Raw genomic sequence first — 18,709 nt, forward strand, 5'->3', positions numbered from 1 at the left:
TTGCTGCGTTCCCGCCCTGGAGGATTCAGCAGGAGCTGGTTGTGTAGGACTTGCCAGCGCAAAGATACAATCTTTTAATAGTTTTGCAATCATTTTCTAAACTGAATTTAATTAAATAACTTGCCTAAAAATTAATTAATAACCATGACCATACCTAAGTTTTTAATAGTCATATTAATAAGTGTTGTCCTATCTGCCTGCGACGATAGCAACACAAAAAACTCGCCAAACTTTAGCATAGAAACCAATGCTAATAACAATACTTTTAAGTTGGGTGATGTTTTAGAATTAAAAATAAATAATCTTAAAAATAAAGAAATCAGTGGGGTTCAATACGAATTTCTTGGGCAAACTATCGATACCAATTTTAAATTGAGCGGTGTTAAATTGGGTATTCATAAACTTACTGCCAAAATAAACTTTGAAGGAAAGCAAGAGACAGTTTCAAAACAAATAACCATTTTAAATAATGAAGCACCAAAACTTTTAACCTTTGAAATCATCAACACCTATCCGCACGATATTACATCTTACACCCAAGGATTAGAGTTTTATCAAGACACATTATACGAAAGCACTGGACAATATACGGAATCGAAACTGAGAAAACTAGATTACAAATCTGGAACAGTCTTAAAAGAATTAAAATTAGAAGACCGCTACTTCGCTGAAGGGTTAACCATTTTAAACGATAAAATTTATCAATTAACTTGGAGAGAAAACACCGGATTTGTTTACGATATTAACTCTTTTAAAGTGCTTAATACTTTCAAATACAACCAAAGCAAAGAAGGTTGGGGATTGTGTAACGATGGTACCATTCTTTACAAATCAGATGGAACCGACAAAATATTCACCTTAAAAGCCGAAACTCAAGCTGAACTAGACCATATACAAGTATTTACAGACAAAGGAAAAATAGGAGCCTTAAACGAATTAGAATGGATTGATGGTAAAATTTACGCCAATATTTACCAACGGAATGGCGTGGTGATTATCAATCCTGAGAACGGTGCGACTGAAGCTGTTATAGATTTTTCTTCTCTAAAAGAAAAAGTAACCCAACACAGCGGTTTAGACGTTTTAAACGGCATTGCTTATAATCCAGAAACCAACAGCATTTTTGTTACTGGCAAACGCTGGGATAAATTGTTTGAAGTGCGCATTATAGAAAAATAAATGCAAATCTACGCTCAAAATAAAACCGTAACCAAGGATGATTTAGACCAACTTAACCATGTCAATAATGTGGTATATGTACAATGGGTACAGGATATTGCCGAAGCACATTGGCAACAAAAAGCCTCAGCTAAAATATTAAGCGACTATTTCTGGGTGTTGCTCAACCATCATATAGCCTATAAAAGTCCTGCATTTCTTAACGACAATATCACCATTAACACCTATATCACCAAATCGGAAGGCGTTACTTCTACTCGTATTGTAGAAATATATCATAAGTATAGCAAAAAACTTATTGTAAAATCAGAGACCAATTGGTGTTTAATATCGGTTGAAACCAACAAACCAACCCGAATCACTGAAGCGATTACAGATTTATTTCAATAATCGCGGTTTGTTAAACTTTTTTAAATTGTGTTTTACAGCATGATTTATGTGTTTTATTTACACCTTTGAAACATTCAAACTAAAAAATGTCAAAATTTCATCTTCTACTCATATTGGTTGTTATCCCATTTTTAACAATGGCACAGCGAATTTCAGGCACCGTTTACGATGCTGATGAATCACTGGCCTCAGTTCAAATTATTAACCGAACCCAAAATGTTGTGGTATTTACCGATGTGAATGGGAACTTTCTCATTCCGGCCAGATTAAATGATAGCATTTCGTTTACGTCCCGATTTCATCATCAATATAAAATGAAAGTTGAGCCTGTACATTTTAACGAAGCATTTGTGGTTGAACTAAAGAAAATCACAAATGAATTGGATGAAGTTTATCTCGAAAATTTACCTGATAACAATTCCTTTGAACAGGAAACCTTCAATTCTAAATTTGCCGAACAGTTTGGAAATGATCGCAAAAACAATCCAGGAAAATACGGAAGTGCCGCTAGTGGTAATATGGATTTTATTGCCATTGCTTCAATGATTGCGGGTTTATTCAAAAGTAAAAAGGCTAAGCCTAAGGTTTTAATTCCATTAAATGCCAAACGTCTCGATTCGTTGTTTGCTAAAGATCGGTTTTTTAATGAAGCCTTAATTCTTAAAGATTTAAAAATTGAAAAGGAACTACATGGACTGTTTTTTGAATTCTGCGAAACCAAGCAAATCGATTCCAAATTACTCGACGCAAGTCAGCAATTAACACTGCTATCCGAACTTATGGAAGCCAGTGAGGAATTTAAAACTTTAATTGCCAACGCACGTAAAGAAGATTGATTTTTCAGTGCAAGCTTAAATTACCTGCTTTACAATAAATCTTAACTTCAAAAGTTATATTTTTGGCTCGTTTAGTTAATCAACTTTCATGAAACACATTTTTTATATTATTCTAGGTGCTTTTTTTATCATTTTTTGGAGTTCTTGTCGAGAAGATTTTAGTTTTTCTCCAAGTTCAGGTAGCTTAGAATTTTCTAAAGACACCATTTATTTAGACACGGTTTTTACCAATATCGGGAGTAGCACCTATAACCTAAAAGTTTACAATCGCAGCGATAACGATATTGTAATTCCTCTTATTCAACTATCGCAAGGTGAAAATTCATTTTACAGAATGAATATTGACGGTAGTACAGGTAATTCAGGAACTTTACAAGGTAAGCGTTTTGAAGATGTAGAACTACTGGCTAAAGACAGCATGTTTATTTTTATTGAAACTACTATAAATATTCAAACCTTATCCGCTCAAGACACGCAGTTTTTATACACTGATGCTATTTTGTTCGATTCTGGCAACAACCAACAAAAAGTGGAATTGGTAACCTTGGTAAAAGATGCCGTGTTTATTTATCCGCAACGTTTTCAAGATGGTTTTATTGAAACCTTAACTTTTGATGTTGACGGCGATGGTATTCCTGATGAAACCAATTTACAAGGTCGATTTCTAAACGATGACGAACTGACCTTTACCAACGAAAAACCTTATGTTATTTACGGATATGCTGGTGTAGATGCAGGCAAAACACTCACGATGCAACCCGGAACACGTGTGCATTTTCATGCAGATTCTGGTATTTTAGTAACTGCCTATGCTTCTCTTAATATTAATGGCGCTCTGAGTACGAATCCAGATGATTTAGAAAATGAAGTGATATTAGAAGGCGACCGACTTGAACCATTATTTGAAAATATTCCCGGACAATGGGGAACGATTTGGTTATTTAATGGCAGTGATAATAATACCATAAATTACGTGACCATCAAAAATGCAGCGGTAGGTATCTTATGCGAAGGCAATCAAGAGAGTCCGACTGGTAAATTAAATATTAGTAATTCAAAAATATACAACTCCAGCAATTTTGGCATTTTGGGTAGAGCGACTTCTATCAATGGTGAAAATGTAGTGATTAATAATTCGGGGCAATCTTCATTTGCGGGAACCTTTGGTGGCAAGTATAACTTTACGCACAGTACACTCGCCAATTATTGGAATACAAGTTTTAGACAGTTTCCTTCGGTACTGCTAAATAATTTTTTAGTTGATGCTGATAATACAATCGTTACCAATAATCTGGAAGAAGCGAATTTTAATAATTGTATTATCTATGGAAATGACAATATCGAGTTTCTATTAGAAAACGAAGGCAATAGTGAATTCAACTTTAAGTTTACCAATTGCTTGTTACGATTTAATAATAACAATTTAGCAAATTCGGGTAATTATATGTTTTCCGATGCCGACTTATATGAAAACAGTGTTTTCAACGGTATGCCAGACTTTAGGTTACCATTTGAAAACGACTTAATAATTGGCGCAGATTCTGAAGCCATTAACCTTGGCAATAGTACTTTTGCAAGCCAAGTTCCGAACGATATCTTGGGTGTAAATAGAACAGCTAACCCAGACACTGGCGCTTATCAACACATTATATTTGAAGATTAAGCAAATTTAAGATACGAACAAAGGCTTTTCGCTCATCATGTCATTGACTTTATGAGCGATGGCTTCTAATTTTTCTTCGCTTGTGTGATTAATAATCGCTTCGTCTATATAGGTCACGATGGTTTCCATATCGGCTTCTTTTAAACCTCTCGTGGTAACAGCTGCGGTTCCGATTCTTATACCTGAGGTAACAAATGGACTTTTATCATCAAACGGCACCATGTTTTTATTCACTGTAATATCGGCCTTGCCAAGAGCGGCTTCTGCTTCTTTACCCGTAATATTTTTATTGCGTAAATCAATCAACATCATATGGTTGTCTGTGCCACCAGAAATAATGTGATAACCACGTTTAACAAAGGCTTGAGCCATGGCATTCGCATTTTGCTTTACTTGTAAAATATAGTGCATAAATTCATCACTTAAGGCTTCACCAAAGGCAATTGCTTTTGCTGCAATGATATGTTCTAATGGTCCGCCCTGGTTTCCTGGGAACACTCCAGAATCAAATAAGGAAGACATCATTTTTAGGCTACCATTTTTAAGTGTTTGTCCGAAGGGATTTTCAAAATCCTGACCCATTAAAATCATGCCACCTCGCGGACCACGTAAGGTTTTATGCGTTGTTGTTGTCACCACGTGACAATGCGGAAGCGGATCGTTTAACACGCCTTTAGCTATCAATCCTGAAGGATGTGAGATATCTGCCAGCAATAAAGCGCCAACATTATCGGCTATTGCTCTAAATTTTTCAAAATCAATATCACGTGAATAAGCTGATGCACCAGCAATAATAAGTTTTGGTTGTTCCTTTTGTGCAATATCACTAATCACATCGTAATTTAAAACGCCTGAATCTTTTTCGACACCATAAAAAGAAGGTGTGTACAATTTACCAGAAAAGTTTACAGGTGAGCCATGAGTTAAATGCCCACCATGCGATAGATCGAATCCTAATATTTTATCTCCAGGATTTAATATGGCATGAAAAACCGCGGTGTTAGCCTGACTTCCAGAATGTGGCTGCACATTAGCCCAAACCGCACCAAACAACGTTTTTGCACGGCCTATAGCCACTTGTTCTACTTCATCTACAACTTCACAACCGCCGTAATAACGCTTTCCAGGGTAACCTTCGGCGTATTTGTTGGTTAAAACTGAACCTGCGGCCTCGAGTACTTGTTCACTTACAAAATTCTCTGAAGCAATAAGTTCTAATCCATTAAGTTGTCTTTCTTTTTCGGCTTGAATAAGTTCAAAAATTTGATGGTCGCGTTGCATTTTTTTGTGTGAATTTAAATTTTTAGCAAAAATAACGATTACCATTCGCTAAATACCACAAAAAACATATATTTGAATGATATTTATTAAACAATTAATCAACAATTCAGCATGTCACAATCCGCAAATAATCCGAACAGAAGCTCATGGTTACACGTTACCAAAACCTCCGACTTTCCTATTCAAAATATTCCTTTCGGTGTATTTTTAACTAGGGAGGACATTATTACTATAGGAAGTAGAATTGGAGATACCGCTATAGACCTTGGAGCCTTACACCAATTGGGCTATTTTGAAGGTATTCCGTTAACCGATGATATCTTTCTTCAGGATTCTTTAAACGATTTTATTGCCGATGGAAGAAAAACCTGGCGAGCGGTGAGAAATAGAATTGCTGAGATTTTTGATAGTAACAACCCAACTTTACGCGATAATAAGAAACACAAGGAAATTGTGCTGTTTCGTTTGGATGAAATAGAAATGCAAATGCCAGTGCATGTTGGCGATTACACGGATTTTTACAGCAGTATAGAGCATGCCACCAACGTTGGTAAAATGTTTAGAGATCGAGAAAATGCCCTCTTGCCGAACTGGCTTCATATTCCAGTGGGCTATCATGGTAGAAGTTCTTCTATTATACCTTCGGGGATTCCAATTCATAGACCAAAAGGACAAACCTTACCTGATGGTAGTGATACGCCAGTGTTTGGTCCGTCGCAATTAATAGATTTTGAATTAGAAATGGCCTTTATCACAACGGCGGCCAATGATTTGGGAGAACCGATTCCTATTGAAGAAGCAGAAGAATATATATTCGGATTGGTGCTTTTTAACGATTGGAGCGCAAGAGACATCCAGAAATGGGAATACGTACCACTCGGACCGTTTCTATCTAAAAGCTTTGCCTCGGCAGTTTCGCCTTGGATTGTTACCTTAGATGCTTTAGAACCTTTTAGAGTCGCTGGTCCAAAGCCCATCAAACCACAACTACCCTATCTACAATATAAAGGCAAAAAGAGTTTTGACATTAATTTAGAAGTTGCCATTAAACCTAAAGGTGCTAAAGAAACTGTAGTAAGCCGTTCCAATTTTAAACATATGTATTGGAATATGTCTCAGCAATTAGCGCATCACACCGTTAATGGTTGTCCTGTTAACTCAGGCGATATGATGGGAAGCGGCACGATTTCGGGTGCCACCGAAGATTCTTATGGCTCTATGCTAGAACTTACATGGCGCGGTGAAAAGCCGATCAAAATGAAAGATGGCAGCGAGCGTAAATTCATCAATGATTTTGATACGGTGATTATGCGTGGCTATTGTGAAAACGACGATGTTCGTATTGGTTTTGGAAATGTTTCTAACCAGTTATTACCGGTATTTGTTCCTAAAAAAGGTAAATAGACACAAAAAGACACAGATGTCACGAATTTTCACAGATTAAAAGTAGATACAAACAAATAGTTAAATGCATCCGTGAATATTCGTGTAATCCTAGTCAAAAAAATCTTCAAGTTAATAATCGATAAATAGATTTTAACTAAGCATAAAACCTTTTATATTTTCTATAAGCAAAAAATCCTAACACGGCTACAATAGCACAACTCACACCGATAAATTTATAGCTTAATATTTGGTCTCCACTGGCATAAGAATGCAGTCCTGCCAAATAGAAGTTCACCCCAAAATAGGTCATGATGATACTGGCGAAGGCCACAATTGACATCAAACTAAAAAACCATCGACCTCTTAAACCAGGTACCAAGCGCATGTGAATTACAAAGGCATACACCATAATACTAATCAAAGCCCACGTTTCCTTTGGATCCCAACCCCAGTAGCGCCCCCAACTTTCGTTGGCCCACATACCGCCGAGGAAATTTCCAATGGTTAGCATTACCAATCCCACCGTAAGTGCTAATTCGTTAATGATTACCAATTCTTTGATATTGATATCCATTTTCACCTTGTTCTTGGCATTGGTGAAAATCATTAAAAGCAAGGTGACCACCCCTAAAACCATTCCTATAGTAAACGGTCCATAACTTCCTACAATTACTGCCACGTGAATCATTAGCCAATAACTGTCTAAAACAGGCTGAAGATTGGCTATGGCTGGATCCATCCAATTCCAATGGGCAATCATTAAAATCATAGCTGTAACAAAAGCTGTGGAAGCAATGGTTAAATCACTTTTTCGTCCAAAAGCCAGTCCCATAGCCATGGTAGCCCAAGCCACATAAATCATTGATTCGTATGCATCACTCCAGGGTGCATGCCCCGAAATGTACCAGCGTGCTATTAATCCGAAGGTGTGTAATAAAAACAAGGCAAAAATCACTACTTTAAAAAAGATAACCATTCGGTCAATCCACAAGCTTTTGGATTTAAATATTTGCACCATTAACACAATAAACATCAAAACGCCGGCATACATATACCAGCTAAAGAGTTGTTTGAAGATGTCATATTTATTATAAAGCACTTCGGCCTTTATTTTATCTTCACTTAACATCACCTCACTACCATAGGTTTGTTGTAGCTTGGTAATACCATTCAGAATACCTTCTGCTTGAGCGAAATTTCCAGATTGTTTGGCATTGTTAAGTGAGTACAGGTAGGTAGAAATACCATTATTTATAAAATTAGCATACATCGAATCTGCGATACGCTCACGTAAATTTTGCTCTCTAAATTCGGTTGGTGACACCCAAGTGTTGTTTTCGTCTTCGGGAATTGGAAAGAACTTCATGGCTCTGCCATCGAGCGTGTTATACAATAAGTTAACACGTTGATCGGTTTCTTTAAATTCCTTTTGAAAACCATTGGGCACTTGCGCTTTGTAGGCCTCTTCTAGATAAGGAGCTAACTTGTAGGAACCATTTGGCGTAAAAAAGTCTACCAGCGAAGCATACTTTTGAGCTTGAGGAATACCTATCAAACTTCGTATGGAATCTCCCTTTTTGGGTTTTATATAAATAATAGGAACGTTGTACCACAAAAGCGGACTTTCCTGCATAGACAACAATAACTGATTGGCGTTAAAGTCTTCGTATTGATCGCTTTTGCTCAGTTTTCTGACCAATTCAGAAGCATAAGTATCAACTGGCATCATTCTGCCGCTAAAATCCTGCACAACCAAATTTCCAAACTTTAGGGCGTGATCCCGTGGTGCAATATTAGCTGCTAACACAGAGTCTATTTGCGCTTTACTAGGCATTATTGAGGCGCCATGGTCGTGGCCATCACCTTCAAAATGTTCTTGTGAAAATCCAGTGAGTGCAAAACACAACAAAAACACTGTTATTATTTTTTCTTTCTTCTTCCGGACCTTTGTAAGCGTTTTAGCCAATTCACCAAATCTGGATTTTTTATCAAATAAAATGGCTATCATTCCGAAGTAGAGTAAAAAATAACCAACATAAGTAAGCCACGTTCCCCAATAGTCATGATTAACCGACAGAATGGTTCCCTTTTCGTCGGGATCAAAACTAGCTTGGAAAAACCTGTAACCTCCGTGGTCTAATATATTATTCATATAAATTCGATAATCGTAGGGATCAGTATTGGGGTCAATTACAGTTACTTTACTTTCGTAGGATGAATAACTTTTTTCAGTACCTGGATAACGTTCCGCTATAAAGTCGTTTAATTTTATTTGAAATGGTAATTCCAGTACTTTCGGACCGTATTTCACAGCGACTTTTAAACCGCCAACTTCTTCTTGTTGGAAGGGGTTATTAATAAACTGACCTCCTAAAATATTCATTTGTTTCGTCTCGCCATTAGAACTGACGTTTAAAACAATTCCGTCTTCATCACCTTTTAAAATTTGTGGTTTTTTAACCACTTCAAACACACCTTTTACAATAGGCTTCGGGAATACCATTTGCAGATTACCAATCACGTATCTGGAACGCAAAGCTAAGGGTTGAATACTGTCTTTCAACAGCGTCCCTTGAGTTCCAGTTGCCATAGTCATATATTCACCTTCAAAAGGCGATTCGATAAACAATTGGCCATCTTTTTCGGTGATATTTATGGCACCTTTTTTAGGATTGTTCAATGTAAATGGCATATTGTGCAATAACTGCTCTGTGCCATCTTTTAAAAAGTGATTGTGTGGTTTTCCATCGGTGGCCTCTACCATCTTTAAATAGGCATCACCGTTATCGTTTGGCACTACATCTAATTCTGCGCCTTTAATATATTTTTCCAGTGAAATATTAACTTCTTGCTGGTCGTAAGTAATGGTATGATCAAATTCGTTATCGAGACGGTATGAAAAGTCTACTTCAAAATCCTTGGCATAGCGTTGTGCTACGCCATTTATTTTATAATCACCATCTACGTAAACCGTGACATAGGTTTTTTGCGATAAAAAATTTTGCTCAGTTTCACCTTCTCGAATTGCCATCATACCTTCAAAACCAATATAGCGCGTAACAAAGGCACCTACCAAAATTAAAATAAAAGCAAGATGAAGGATCAATGTAGACCACTTGGGTCGTTTATAAAGTCGGAATCTAAAAATATTACCAACAAAATTGATAACAAAAAACATCATAATAGCCTCAAACCACCAAGTGTTATAAATCATTTGTCTTGTGAACGCTGTAGGCGAGGTTTCTTCGCCAGCATCTAAAAACGTACCAACGGCCATAGCCACAGCAAATACAATAAATAAAACGGCGGTAAGTCTGGTAGAAAATAGGAATTGAGCGATTTTTTTTTGCATAGCAAAGAGGCAGTTGAATTGACTGCAAATTTAAGGCTTTTAGTTTGTTTTTTTAGTACTCTAATTTGAATAAAGATGTTAAAAAGCTATTAATGCTTTTCTTTTTTTTAAAACAATACTTGGTTATTTTAGCCAAATGATTTCAGTAGTACTTTTAGGAGCAGGTAATGTTGGCACACATTTGTACCGAGCGTTTCAAGAATCAAGTGATGTGACAGTGTTACAATGGTACAACCGCAGCATAGAGCGTATTAGTTCATTTCAAAATGAAGTAGCCATTACCGACGACCTCAACGCACTGGTTGAAGCCGATATCTATATGATTGCCGTACGCGATGGGCATATTGCAACCGTTGCAAAGGCCTTACCGTTTAAAGACCGACTCATCGCACATACCTCGGGTAGCTTACATTTTAGATTTTTAGGCTTGAATAACCGGCGAGCCGTATTTTATCCATTACAAACTTTTACCGCTTCACGAGATATTGATTTTAGTCAAGTACCTATTTGTATTGAATCTACCAATAAAAAAGACATTGAAACGCTTATCAATTTAAGCAATGCTTTAGGCTGTAAACATTATTTAATCGATTCCGAACAGCGCTTAATTATCCATCTTTCAGCTGTTTTTGTGAACAACTTCACCAATCAACTTTACCGCATTGCCCATGAACTAAGCGATGCTAAAAATGTAGAGTTTGAAATGCTAAAACCACTCATTATGGAAACTGCTTTAAAAGTTCAGGACATGTCGCCATATTTAGCCCAAACTGGTCCAGCCAAACGCGGCGATAAAAACACGATTAAACGCCACTTAAATCTATTAGAAAACCCGAAGCACAAAGCCATATACCAATTATTAACCGAGGCTATAAAACAAACCCATGGAAACAAAAAGTTATAAAGAATATTTGCATGACATTACCACTTTTATTTTTGACGTGGATGGCGTACTAACCGATGGCACCATTACCATTACTACCGAGGGAGAAATGTTGCGCACCATGCATACCAAAGATGGGTATGCTATTAAAACAGCATTAAACGCAGGTTTTAAGGTGTGTATAATTTCTGGAGGTACCAATGAAGGTGTGCGCGTTAGATTGCGAGCTTTAGGAGTAACCGATATCTATTTAGGCGCTCATCACAAAGTGGAACAATTAGACGAATATATGGATATCTATAATATTAAACGTGAACAAGCATTATATATGGGCGATGATATTCCCGATTTTCATGTGATGCAAATGGTAGGCCTGGCCTGTTGTCCGCAAGACGCTGTTCCTGAAATAAAGGCCATTTCACATTACATCTCTCACAAAGAAGGTGGCAAAGGCTGCGTGCGTGATATTATTGAACAGGTGCTTAAAGTTCAAGGTAAATGGCAAGAAAACTTTAATGCCCAATACGATTAATAGTTAGTGTCTTGGGTAGATCGAAACGCCGACATAGCACAGGATTTGGATATATAGGTTTTGGAAATAACCAAAGTGTTTTTAACCGAAGATCAAAAACACCCTTTTCCGAAATTAAAGAAAAATTGCACAGCGAAACCCACCTGCATTACAAACTAGACTTTTTACATCGGGAACTCACCGAAACCGATCATGCTTTTATTAAAAACAAGATTAAACAACAAGAACGAAAAGTAGCTTTTAAAACGCGCATACTGAGCGTTGTAGTGGCATTGTCAGTAGCTGTGGTGGCTTATTACCTTATTTCTCAAATTATGTATCGATAAAAACTATGGCTGTAATTCATTATTTTTTTAAACTTATTAGGTGGCAAAACTTGCTGATGATGGCCTTGGTACAATGCCTTATAAAATTTGCTTTATTTATTCCTGAGTTTGGTGTTGAAACCACCTTAAACTGGTATGGTTTTGCCTTATTGGTTTTGGCGACGCTTTGCATTGCGGCGGCTGGTTACATCATCAATGATATTTATGATGTAGAAGCCGACATTATCAACAAACCCAATAAACTAATTATAGACCGACATATCTCAAACAAAACTGCTTTTAACTGGTATTTATTTTTAAATGTTGCTGGTGTGGTGCTGGGATATGTGATGGCCAATACCGTAGATAAAAGCGGTTTTTTTATGTTATTTATAATTCTTTCGGCCTTGCTTTATGTGTATGCTTCTTATTTAAAATACACCTTATTATTAGGAAATATTGTGGTGGCTTTGTTGGTGAGCTCTAGCCTGCTTATTGTAGGTCTGTTTGAACTACTTCCTGTATTAACACCCGAAAACCGCAACACACAATTAACGGTTTTTAAAATATTATTAGACTATGCCATTTTTGCTTTTTTACTGAATTTGATTAGAGAACTCATAAAAAGCATTGAAGATATTGACGGCGATTACAAAGCTGGTGCTCGATCCTTGCCTATTGTTATGGGAAGAGACCGTGCAACGCGCATCGTTTTTGTGTTGTCGTTTTTGCCGGTAGCAGCTGTTATTTATTATATGCTGACCTACCTTTACAAACAACCCATTGCTTTAATCTATTTTTTAATTACCGTCTTGGCGCCCTTAATTTACGGTAGTATTCAGTTGTTTTCAGCTGAACGAAAGGCACAGTTTAACAAGTTGAGTAAACTTTACAAACTTATTATGCTTTTTGGAATGCTTTCGCTACTCTTATATAAATTCATTTTAACCTAGTCTATGATTTCCGACGCATTAAAATCCCATCATATCATTTTAGCATCAGGTTCTCCTAGAAGGCAATCACTTTTAAAATCACTTGGTGTTGATTTTGAAATTCGATTAAAACCAATTGAAGAAGTCTATCCTGAAACCTTGAAGCGTGAACACATCACCAACTACTTGGCGCAACTCAAGGCCGAAGTTTTTAAAGCAGATTTGAACTCTAAGGATATTCTTATCACCAGCGACACCATCGTTTGGCTAAAGGATAAGGCCCTTGAAAAACCAGCAGATCGTGCACATGCCATTCAAATGTTGCAAGCCTTGAGTAATACCATGCACGAAGTGATTACCTCGGTATGTTTTACTACGGCTGAAATACAACTAACGGAATTCTGCACTACCGAAGTTTACTTTAAAGCCTTAACTACTGCCGAAATTGAATTCTATTTAGACCATTTCAAACCCTATGACAAAGCAGGTGGCTACGGCATTCAAGAATGGATTGGCGAAATTGGAATAACCAAAATTAACGGTTCCTACTTAAACGTCGTTGGTTTTCCATTACATGTTGTTTATAAAACGTTAAACGGTATGGTCTCCTAAGACCGCGGTTGTATCTTTAAACTTAAAATAAACAACCATGTTTTTAAACAAAATTGAATACCGTGCACTTTTAATTGGTGCCTTTCTGAGCATTGTAAGCTGCCAATCGGATAAAGACAATAACGCTTCCGAAAAAAATAAATCTTCCCAAGTAGCAATTGCTACCAAACCAGCGCAGGCTTTGAGCGATGCTTTTAAAGGCTATTGGTATGGCGGCAAGGCCGAAATCACTTCCTATGCTTTACAACAATCGCGCTATGGAGAAGTTCGTGAAGGAACCGCTGTATTGGTATATGTGACTGAAGATTTCCTGCCCGATGCTCAGGTAAAAGCCGATAATGCTGCATCGGACAATATAGGGGTACTAAAATTAAACGCCACTAAAAATTTTAATACTGGTATTTATCCTTATCATATTATGCAGAGCACTTTTTTTCCTGTTGCCAATAACCAACACGCTTTAAAGGTTTCGGTATCGGTTCAGGAATGGTGCGGACAGGTTTACGCCCAAATAAATAATCGTACACAGTTTGAAGTGCAGTCGCATTCGTACTTTCAATCGGAAGCCGATGAAACGTTTAACTTAAATAAAACCTATTTAGAAAACGAACTCTGGGTACAATTGCGAATCAACCCTAAAAGTTTACCTGTGGATGACATCGAAGTCGTTCCTTCTTTAGAATATTTGCGTTTAAAGCATCAAAACATTAAAGCCTATAAAGCAACTGCTGCGTTGAGCGATTCCACCTATACCCTCACCTATCCAGACTTAAACCGAATTCTCACCATTGAATTTAATGCTGAATTTCCGTACAGTATTCGCCAATGGGAAGAAACCTATCCAGATGGCCGAAACGGTGAATTAATGACCACTACGGCGGTTCAACTTAAAACCATAACAGAACCCTATTGGCAACAAAACCGAAACGAAGACGGTTATTTAAGAGACCAATTAAGCTTGGATTAATACCCACTTTTACAGTATCTTTGACCCTACAACTTAAACATCACATCATTTGGAAACCTATAAAACTCAACTCATAGCTACCATTATAGCGCTAGTCGTTTTTTTGATTATCAGAATGATTATAAGAGTCCTAGTTATTAAATTAGGAAAAAGTAACGGCATAAATATGGCCAGGATTGGGCTTATAAACCGCTATACTACGGTTGTTTTATTTTTCCTGTTTGTACTTGTCGAGTCGTTTATCTTTCGTATCAATACCAGCGATATTGCCTTGGTCTTTTCATCGGTATTTGCCGTAATTGGGGTAGCTTTATTTGCTACTTGGTCTATTCTTAGCAATGTAACTTCTGGTGTTATTATGTTTTTTTCGTTTCCCTATAAAGTTGGTGATAAAATAGCCATTCACGATAAGGACTTCCCGGTGGAAGCAATAATTGAAGATATTCGTGCTTTCCAGTTACACTTGCGTTTGGATAATGGCGATTTGGTAACCTATCCCAATAATCTCATGTTACAAAAAGCTGTAACATTGCTTCAAAAGAATGCTATTGAAGATGATCATAGAATTGATTAACTTTATCACATGGCGAAGCAAAATAAATCTAAAAAACGGAATTCAAACTTTAAAAAGCAAATCGGACTCAAGCCTGGTGTGCCCATTTATACGGGTCATAAAGAGGCTAAAACGCTGGATATTGATTTCCATAATTACACAGCCGATGTATTAACTACAGGGCCCATTAACAAGGCTGAAGATACTTTTAAGTTTGCCACAACTACCGATAAGTCATGGATTAATCTCAATGGGCTTAACCATACCGATGCTATTGAAGGTATATGCTTACATTTTCAAATTCACCCGTTAAGTATTGCAGACATCGTACACGTGGGTCAACGACCTAAGCTCGACGAGCACCCTGAGTATATTTTTGTGCTGCTTAAAATGCTGCATTACGATGTAGATGGAAATTTGGTGAACGAACAGGTAAGTTTTGTATTAGGCACCAACTTCCTTTTAACTTTTCAGGAAGCTGAAGGCGATGTGTTTAACGGTGTACGCGAACGACTGAAAGTGGATCAATCCCGCATTCGTAGTTTGGGACAAGATTATTTACTATACACGCTTATTGATGCCATTGTTGATAATTATTATTTAGTAATTGAAACCTTGGGTAATAAAGTTGAAGCTGTTGAAGATATGTTATTTAAAGGTGAATCTGATGAAGATGTTACCTTGCAAATTCAAGAACTAAAGCGGGAAGTATTGAGAGTCCGTCGTTCCATCTTTCCTATGCGGGAAGTGATTAACCGATTAGAAAAATCGGAGCATGGCTTTATCACAAAAGGCACCAATGCTTATTATCGGGATGTGTACGAACACATTATTCAGATTATTGAAAACATCGATATCAACCGCGAAATGATTTGGGGTTTGATGGATATGCATATGACGGCCATCAGCAATAAAATGAATCAGGTAATGAAAGTTTTAACCATTATCGCTACTATTTTTATACCACTCACTTTTATTGCAGGTATTTACGGTATGAATTTCGACAACATGCCAGAATTGCATTATGCCAACGCCTACTACATTTTATGGACAGTGATGATTGCCATTTTTATAGGCATGCTTTACTTCTTTAAACGAAAGAAATGGCTTTAGGGTTTTATAGGTGTGCTATTTTTACCTTGTTGTATTTCGTTAAATAATCATTAAAACAGCCTACTTGCCCTGCTAACTTTTCTATATTTGAGCCTCAGCGTCTAACAACTAACCATGCAAACATCAAGATTATTAGTATTTAGCTTGTTTTTATGCGTCTCTATCCTCAGTGCGCAGCAACCCAAAAAATTATCATCCTCCGAAATATTCGAATCCGTTCAAAAACTCAATGTGCTAGCCTCGGTGCTTTATATTGCAGCACATCCAGACGATGAAAACACACGGCTCATTTCGTATATGTCTAATCAAATGAAGGCACGTACGGCCTATCTATCACTCACGCGTGGAGATGGCGGCCAAAACCTAATCGGACCAGAGTTGCGGGAACTTCTGGGTTTAATCCGTTCGCAAGAATTAGTGGCAGCGCGCAGAATTGATGGTGGCGAACAGCTATTTACCCGTGCTAACGACTTTGGATTTTCAAAACATCCAGACGAAACCCTTTCTATTTGGAATAAGAACGAAGTATTAAGCGATGTAGTTTGGGCTATCCGAACTTTTAAACCCGATATTATTATCAACCGTTTTGACCATCGCACTGCTGGTCAAACGCATGGCCATCACACCGCTTCGGCAATGTTAGGCATGCAGGCTTTTGATTTAGCTAACGATAAAAATAAATTCCCAAATCAACTTCAATACACATCAACTTGGCAACCAAAACGCATTTTTTTTAACACATCTTGGTGGTTTTATGGCAATCAAGAAGACTTTGATGCTGCCGATAAATCTAATATGATCACCTTTGATGTTGGCATGTATTATCCGTTAAAGGGTACTTCAAATAACGAAGTAGCCGCCTTGGCCAGTAGCCAGCATTTGAGTCAAGGTTTCGGCAGGATGAGCGATCGCGGAAGTCAGCAGGAATATATAGAACTTTTGGAAGGCGACGCATTAAAAAACAATACCAATATATTTGAAGGTATCGACACAAGTTGGAATCGTATTGAAGGCGGTAAAGCTATTGGTGCTGTTTTAAACCAAGTAGAAGCCAATTTTAATTTTAACAATCCTTCAGAACATTTACCGCAATTGGTCGAAGCCTATCAGTTATTGCAGAAGGTTGAAGACACCCACTGGAAAACTATAAAGTCCGATGAACTTCTCAACCTCATCGAAGCTTCTGCGGGATTATATTTGGAAGCCACTTCCAGAGATGCCAGCGCCTGTCCAGGCGAAAAAGTAAAGCTTAATTTAGAAGTTATCAACCGGAGTAACGCTAACATAACATTGAAATCGTTACAAATTTTAGATACTTCGGATAAATTAACTATCCAAAAAAACTTAATTGCTAATAACAAGTTCAACTACAATTTAGAAACCACTATTCATCCAGAGGCAAATTATACCAGTGCTTACTGGCTTTTAAACGAAGGTACTTTGGGAATGTACAATGTAAAAGATCAAACTCAAATTGGTCAGCCTCTTTCTACTCCCGCTTTGCAAGTACAGTTTATTATGGATATTGATGACGTAGAATTGACCTTTAACAAACCTGTAGTTTATCGGTATGCCAAACCTGAGAAAGGTGAACTTTATCAGCCTTTTGAAATATTACCTCCAGCCACCGTCCGTATGAGTAATAGGGTTGTTATTTTCAATACAGGAGAATCTAAACAGATAGAAGTAACTGTAAAAGCACATACTAACAATGCAAGCGGCACCCTGTCATTAATACATCCTGAAGGTTGGGTAATTAGTCCTAATAGCTACAGTTTCGAAATTGAAAACAAGAACGATGCCAATAATTTTGTATTCAGCGTGCAACCACCTAAAGCACAAAGTGAAGGTTTTATCGTTCCCATTGCGACTATAGGCAGCCGCGAGTTTACAAAGGAAGTTGTTGAAATTAATTACAGTCATATTCCTTTTCAAACAGTTTTATTACCAAGTCAAACCAAAGTGGTGCGATTGGATATTCAAAAACGCGGTAATAGTATTGGTTATATTGAAGGCGCTGGTGACGTGGTTCCGGAAAGTCTGCGACAAATTGGCTATGAGGTGAGCATTATTAAACCTGAAGATATCAATCCCGATTATTTAGCTGAATTTGATGCTATAGTGGTTGGAATTCGCGCGTACAACACCATTGAAGCTTTAAAGTTTAAACAAAACGATTTACTAAATTACGTGGCCAACGGCGGCAATTTGATTGTACAGTATAATACTAGTCGTGGTGTATTGGTTGATAATCTAGCCCCTTATAACTTAAAACTTTCCAGAGACCGTGTAACTGACGAAACATCAGATGTTCGCTTTGTAAATCCAGAGCATCCTGTATTGAACGTTCCAAATAAAATCACTAAAGCCGATTTTAGCAATTGGACCCAAGAACGCGGTTTGTATTTTCCTGATGAATGGGCCAAAGAGTTCACACCAGTTTTGTCTATGAACGATCCCAACGAGTCCCCAAAGGAAGGCAGTTTATTAGTAGCACCGTATGGCAAAGGCTATTATGTGTATACCGGACTTAGCTTTTTCAGAGAATTTCCTGAAGGTGTAAGCGGCGCTTATCGGTTGTTTGCAAATATGTTATCTTTAGGCAAAACAACCGCCGATTAAACCTAAGCTCATGGACAGCACTTCTAAGCGAGATACCAAATTTAAGTGGGAATCCTTTTACACCGTTATTTTAATAGCGAACCTGTTGTATGTTCTTATATTT

The 18,709-nt window shown here is 37.4% G+C and carries 16 protein-coding genes; 14 read left to right on the forward strand and 2 right to left on the reverse strand.

The genetic code is table 11. The annotated features are described in order from the left end of the window. The first annotated feature begins 144 nt into the window (after positions 1 to 144). The 4 genes from V7Z48_RS10025 to V7Z48_RS10040 all read left to right on the forward strand — a co-directional run bounded on the left by V7Z48_RS10025 (position 145) and on the right by V7Z48_RS10040 (position 4,068). Positions 145 to 1,179, forward strand: a complete 1,035-nt coding sequence (locus V7Z48_RS10025) for a glutaminyl-peptide cyclotransferase (RefSeq protein ID WP_334113300.1) — start codon at positions 145 to 147, stop codon at positions 1,177 to 1,179. Then, positions 1,180 to 1,569 (forward strand): acyl-CoA thioesterase, encoded by a 390-nt coding sequence (locus V7Z48_RS10030; RefSeq protein WP_334113301.1) that lies wholly within the window; start codon positions 1,180 to 1,182, stop codon positions 1,567 to 1,569. Positions 1,570 to 1,655: 86 nt separating this feature from the next. After that, the gene (locus V7Z48_RS10035; protein WP_334113302.1) at positions 1,656 to 2,405 is read left to right on the forward strand and encodes a hypothetical protein; all 750 of its coding nucleotides are present in this window, start codon (positions 1,656 to 1,658) and stop codon (positions 2,403 to 2,405) included. Positions 2,406 to 2,493: 88 nt separating this feature from the next. After that, positions 2,494 to 4,068: a hypothetical protein gene (locus V7Z48_RS10040; RefSeq protein WP_334113304.1), complete on the forward strand. Its 1,575-nt coding sequence runs from the start codon at positions 2,494 to 2,496 to the stop codon at positions 4,066 to 4,068. A gap of 6 nt (positions 4,069 to 4,074) precedes the next feature. Here V7Z48_RS10040 and glyA read toward each other — a convergent pair whose 3' ends face one another. Then, complete coding sequence (gene glyA, locus V7Z48_RS10045; RefSeq protein ID WP_334113305.1) at positions 4,075 to 5,349, reverse strand: serine hydroxymethyltransferase; 1,275 nt, start codon at positions 5,347 to 5,349, stop codon at positions 4,075 to 4,077. A 111-nt stretch (positions 5,350 to 5,460) separates the two neighbouring features. Between glyA and fahA the strand changes: the two genes are divergently transcribed. Further along, positions 5,461 to 6,753 carry a fumarylacetoacetase gene (fahA, locus tag V7Z48_RS10050; RefSeq protein WP_334113306.1) on the forward strand — a complete coding sequence of 431 codons (1,293 nt, stop codon included), beginning with the start codon at positions 5,461 to 5,463 and terminating at the stop codon, positions 6,751 to 6,753. Between the two features lie 136 nt (positions 6,754 to 6,889). On the opposite strand, the gene ccsA is transcribed toward fahA, so the two are convergent. Then, entirely contained in the window at positions 6,890 to 10,087 is a 3,198-nt protein-coding gene (ccsA, locus tag V7Z48_RS10055) for a cytochrome c biogenesis protein CcsA (protein WP_334113307.1), read from the reverse strand. Between the two features lie 136 nt (positions 10,088 to 10,223). On the opposite strand from ccsA, the gene V7Z48_RS10060 reads away from it, so the two are divergent. The 9 genes from V7Z48_RS10060 to V7Z48_RS10100 all read left to right on the forward strand — a co-directional run bounded on the left by V7Z48_RS10060 (position 10,224) and on the right by V7Z48_RS10100 (position 18,606). Continuing rightward, complete coding sequence (locus tag V7Z48_RS10060) at positions 10,224 to 10,991, forward strand: Rossmann-like and DUF2520 domain-containing protein (protein ID WP_334113308.1); 768 nt, start codon at positions 10,224 to 10,226, stop codon at positions 10,989 to 10,991. Further along, on the forward strand, positions 10,972 to 11,502 hold the full coding sequence (locus V7Z48_RS10065; protein ID WP_334113309.1) for a KdsC family phosphatase: 531 nt from the start codon (positions 10,972 to 10,974) through the stop codon (positions 11,500 to 11,502). Before V7Z48_RS10060 ends, V7Z48_RS10065 begins: the two co-directional genes overlap by 20 nt. An 11-nt stretch (positions 11,503 to 11,513) precedes the next feature. After that, on the forward strand, positions 11,514 to 11,828 hold the full coding sequence (locus tag V7Z48_RS10070; RefSeq protein WP_334113310.1) for a hypothetical protein: 315 nt from the start codon (positions 11,514 to 11,516) through the stop codon (positions 11,826 to 11,828). A gap of 5 nt (positions 11,829 to 11,833) precedes the next feature. Then, a complete protein-coding gene (locus V7Z48_RS10075; protein ID WP_334113311.1) occupies positions 11,834 to 12,760 on the forward strand; it encodes a geranylgeranylglycerol-phosphate geranylgeranyltransferase in 927 nt (308 codons plus the stop codon). 3 nt (positions 12,761 to 12,763) lie between these two features. After that, on the forward strand, positions 12,764 to 13,351 hold the full coding sequence (locus V7Z48_RS10080) for a Maf family nucleotide pyrophosphatase (protein ID WP_334113312.1): 588 nt from the start codon (positions 12,764 to 12,766) through the stop codon (positions 13,349 to 13,351). A gap of 37 nt (positions 13,352 to 13,388) precedes the next feature. Further along, on the forward strand, positions 13,389 to 14,318 hold the full coding sequence (locus V7Z48_RS10085) for a septum formation inhibitor Maf (protein ID WP_334113313.1): 930 nt from the start codon (positions 13,389 to 13,391) through the stop codon (positions 14,316 to 14,318). A 49-nt stretch (positions 14,319 to 14,367) separates the two neighbouring features. Beyond that, positions 14,368 to 14,892, forward strand: a complete 525-nt coding sequence (locus V7Z48_RS10090; RefSeq protein WP_334113314.1) for a mechanosensitive ion channel domain-containing protein — start codon at positions 14,368 to 14,370, stop codon at positions 14,890 to 14,892. Positions 14,893 to 14,901: 9 nt separating this feature from the next. Continuing rightward, complete coding sequence (corA, locus tag V7Z48_RS10095; protein WP_334113315.1) at positions 14,902 to 15,984, forward strand: magnesium/cobalt transporter CorA; 1,083 nt, start codon at positions 14,902 to 14,904, stop codon at positions 15,982 to 15,984. A gap of 114 nt (positions 15,985 to 16,098) precedes the next feature. Next, a complete protein-coding gene (locus V7Z48_RS10100; RefSeq protein WP_334113316.1) occupies positions 16,099 to 18,606 on the forward strand; it encodes a PIG-L family deacetylase in 2,508 nt (835 codons plus the stop codon). Positions 18,607 to 18,709: the final 103 nt, after the last annotated feature.

It is taken from the genome of Paucihalobacter sp. (assembly GCF_036825875.1).
Lineage (GTDB): Bacteria > Bacteroidota > Bacteroidia > Flavobacteriales > Flavobacteriaceae > Paucihalobacter.

What these genes read in the sequence shown, in the direction of transcription:
- V7Z48_RS10035 (WP_334113302.1), top strand. Translation starts at nt 1,656, where the DNA reads ATGTCAAAATTTCATCTTCTACTCATATTGGTTGTTATCCCATTTTTA.
- V7Z48_RS10040 (WP_334113304.1), top strand. Translation starts at nt 2,494, where the DNA reads ATGAAACACATTTTTTATATTATTCTAGGTGCTTTTTTTATCATTTTT.
- V7Z48_RS10075 (WP_334113311.1), top strand. Translation starts at nt 11,834, where the DNA reads ATGGCTGTAATTCATTATTTTTTTAAACTTATTAGGTGGCAAAACTTG.
- V7Z48_RS10065 (WP_334113309.1), top strand. Translation starts at nt 10,972, where the DNA reads ATGGAAACAAAAAGTTATAAAGAATATTTGCATGACATTACCACTTTT.
- corA (WP_334113315.1), top strand. Translation starts at nt 14,902, where the DNA reads ATGGCGAAGCAAAATAAATCTAAAAAACGGAATTCAAACTTTAAAAAG.
- ccsA (WP_334113307.1), bottom strand. Translation starts at nt 10,087, where the DNA reads ATGCAAAAAAAAATCGCTCAATTCCTATTTTCTACCAGACTTACCGCC.
- fahA (WP_334113306.1), top strand. Translation starts at nt 5,461, where the DNA reads ATGTCACAATCCGCAAATAATCCGAACAGAAGCTCATGGTTACACGTT.
- glyA (WP_334113305.1), bottom strand. Translation starts at nt 5,349, where the DNA reads ATGCAACGCGACCATCAAATTTTTGAACTTATTCAAGCCGAAAAAGAA.
- V7Z48_RS10060 (WP_334113308.1), top strand. Translation starts at nt 10,224, where the DNA reads ATGATTTCAGTAGTACTTTTAGGAGCAGGTAATGTTGGCACACATTTG.
- V7Z48_RS10025 (WP_334113300.1), top strand. Translation starts at nt 145, where the DNA reads ATGACCATACCTAAGTTTTTAATAGTCATATTAATAAGTGTTGTCCTA.
- V7Z48_RS10030 (WP_334113301.1), top strand. Translation starts at nt 1,180, where the DNA reads ATGCAAATCTACGCTCAAAATAAAACCGTAACCAAGGATGATTTAGAC.
- V7Z48_RS10080 (WP_334113312.1), top strand. Translation starts at nt 12,764, where the DNA reads ATGATTTCCGACGCATTAAAATCCCATCATATCATTTTAGCATCAGGT.
- V7Z48_RS10100 (WP_334113316.1), top strand. Translation starts at nt 16,099, where the DNA reads ATGCAAACATCAAGATTATTAGTATTTAGCTTGTTTTTATGCGTCTCT.
- V7Z48_RS10085 (WP_334113313.1), top strand. Translation starts at nt 13,389, where the DNA reads ATGTTTTTAAACAAAATTGAATACCGTGCACTTTTAATTGGTGCCTTT.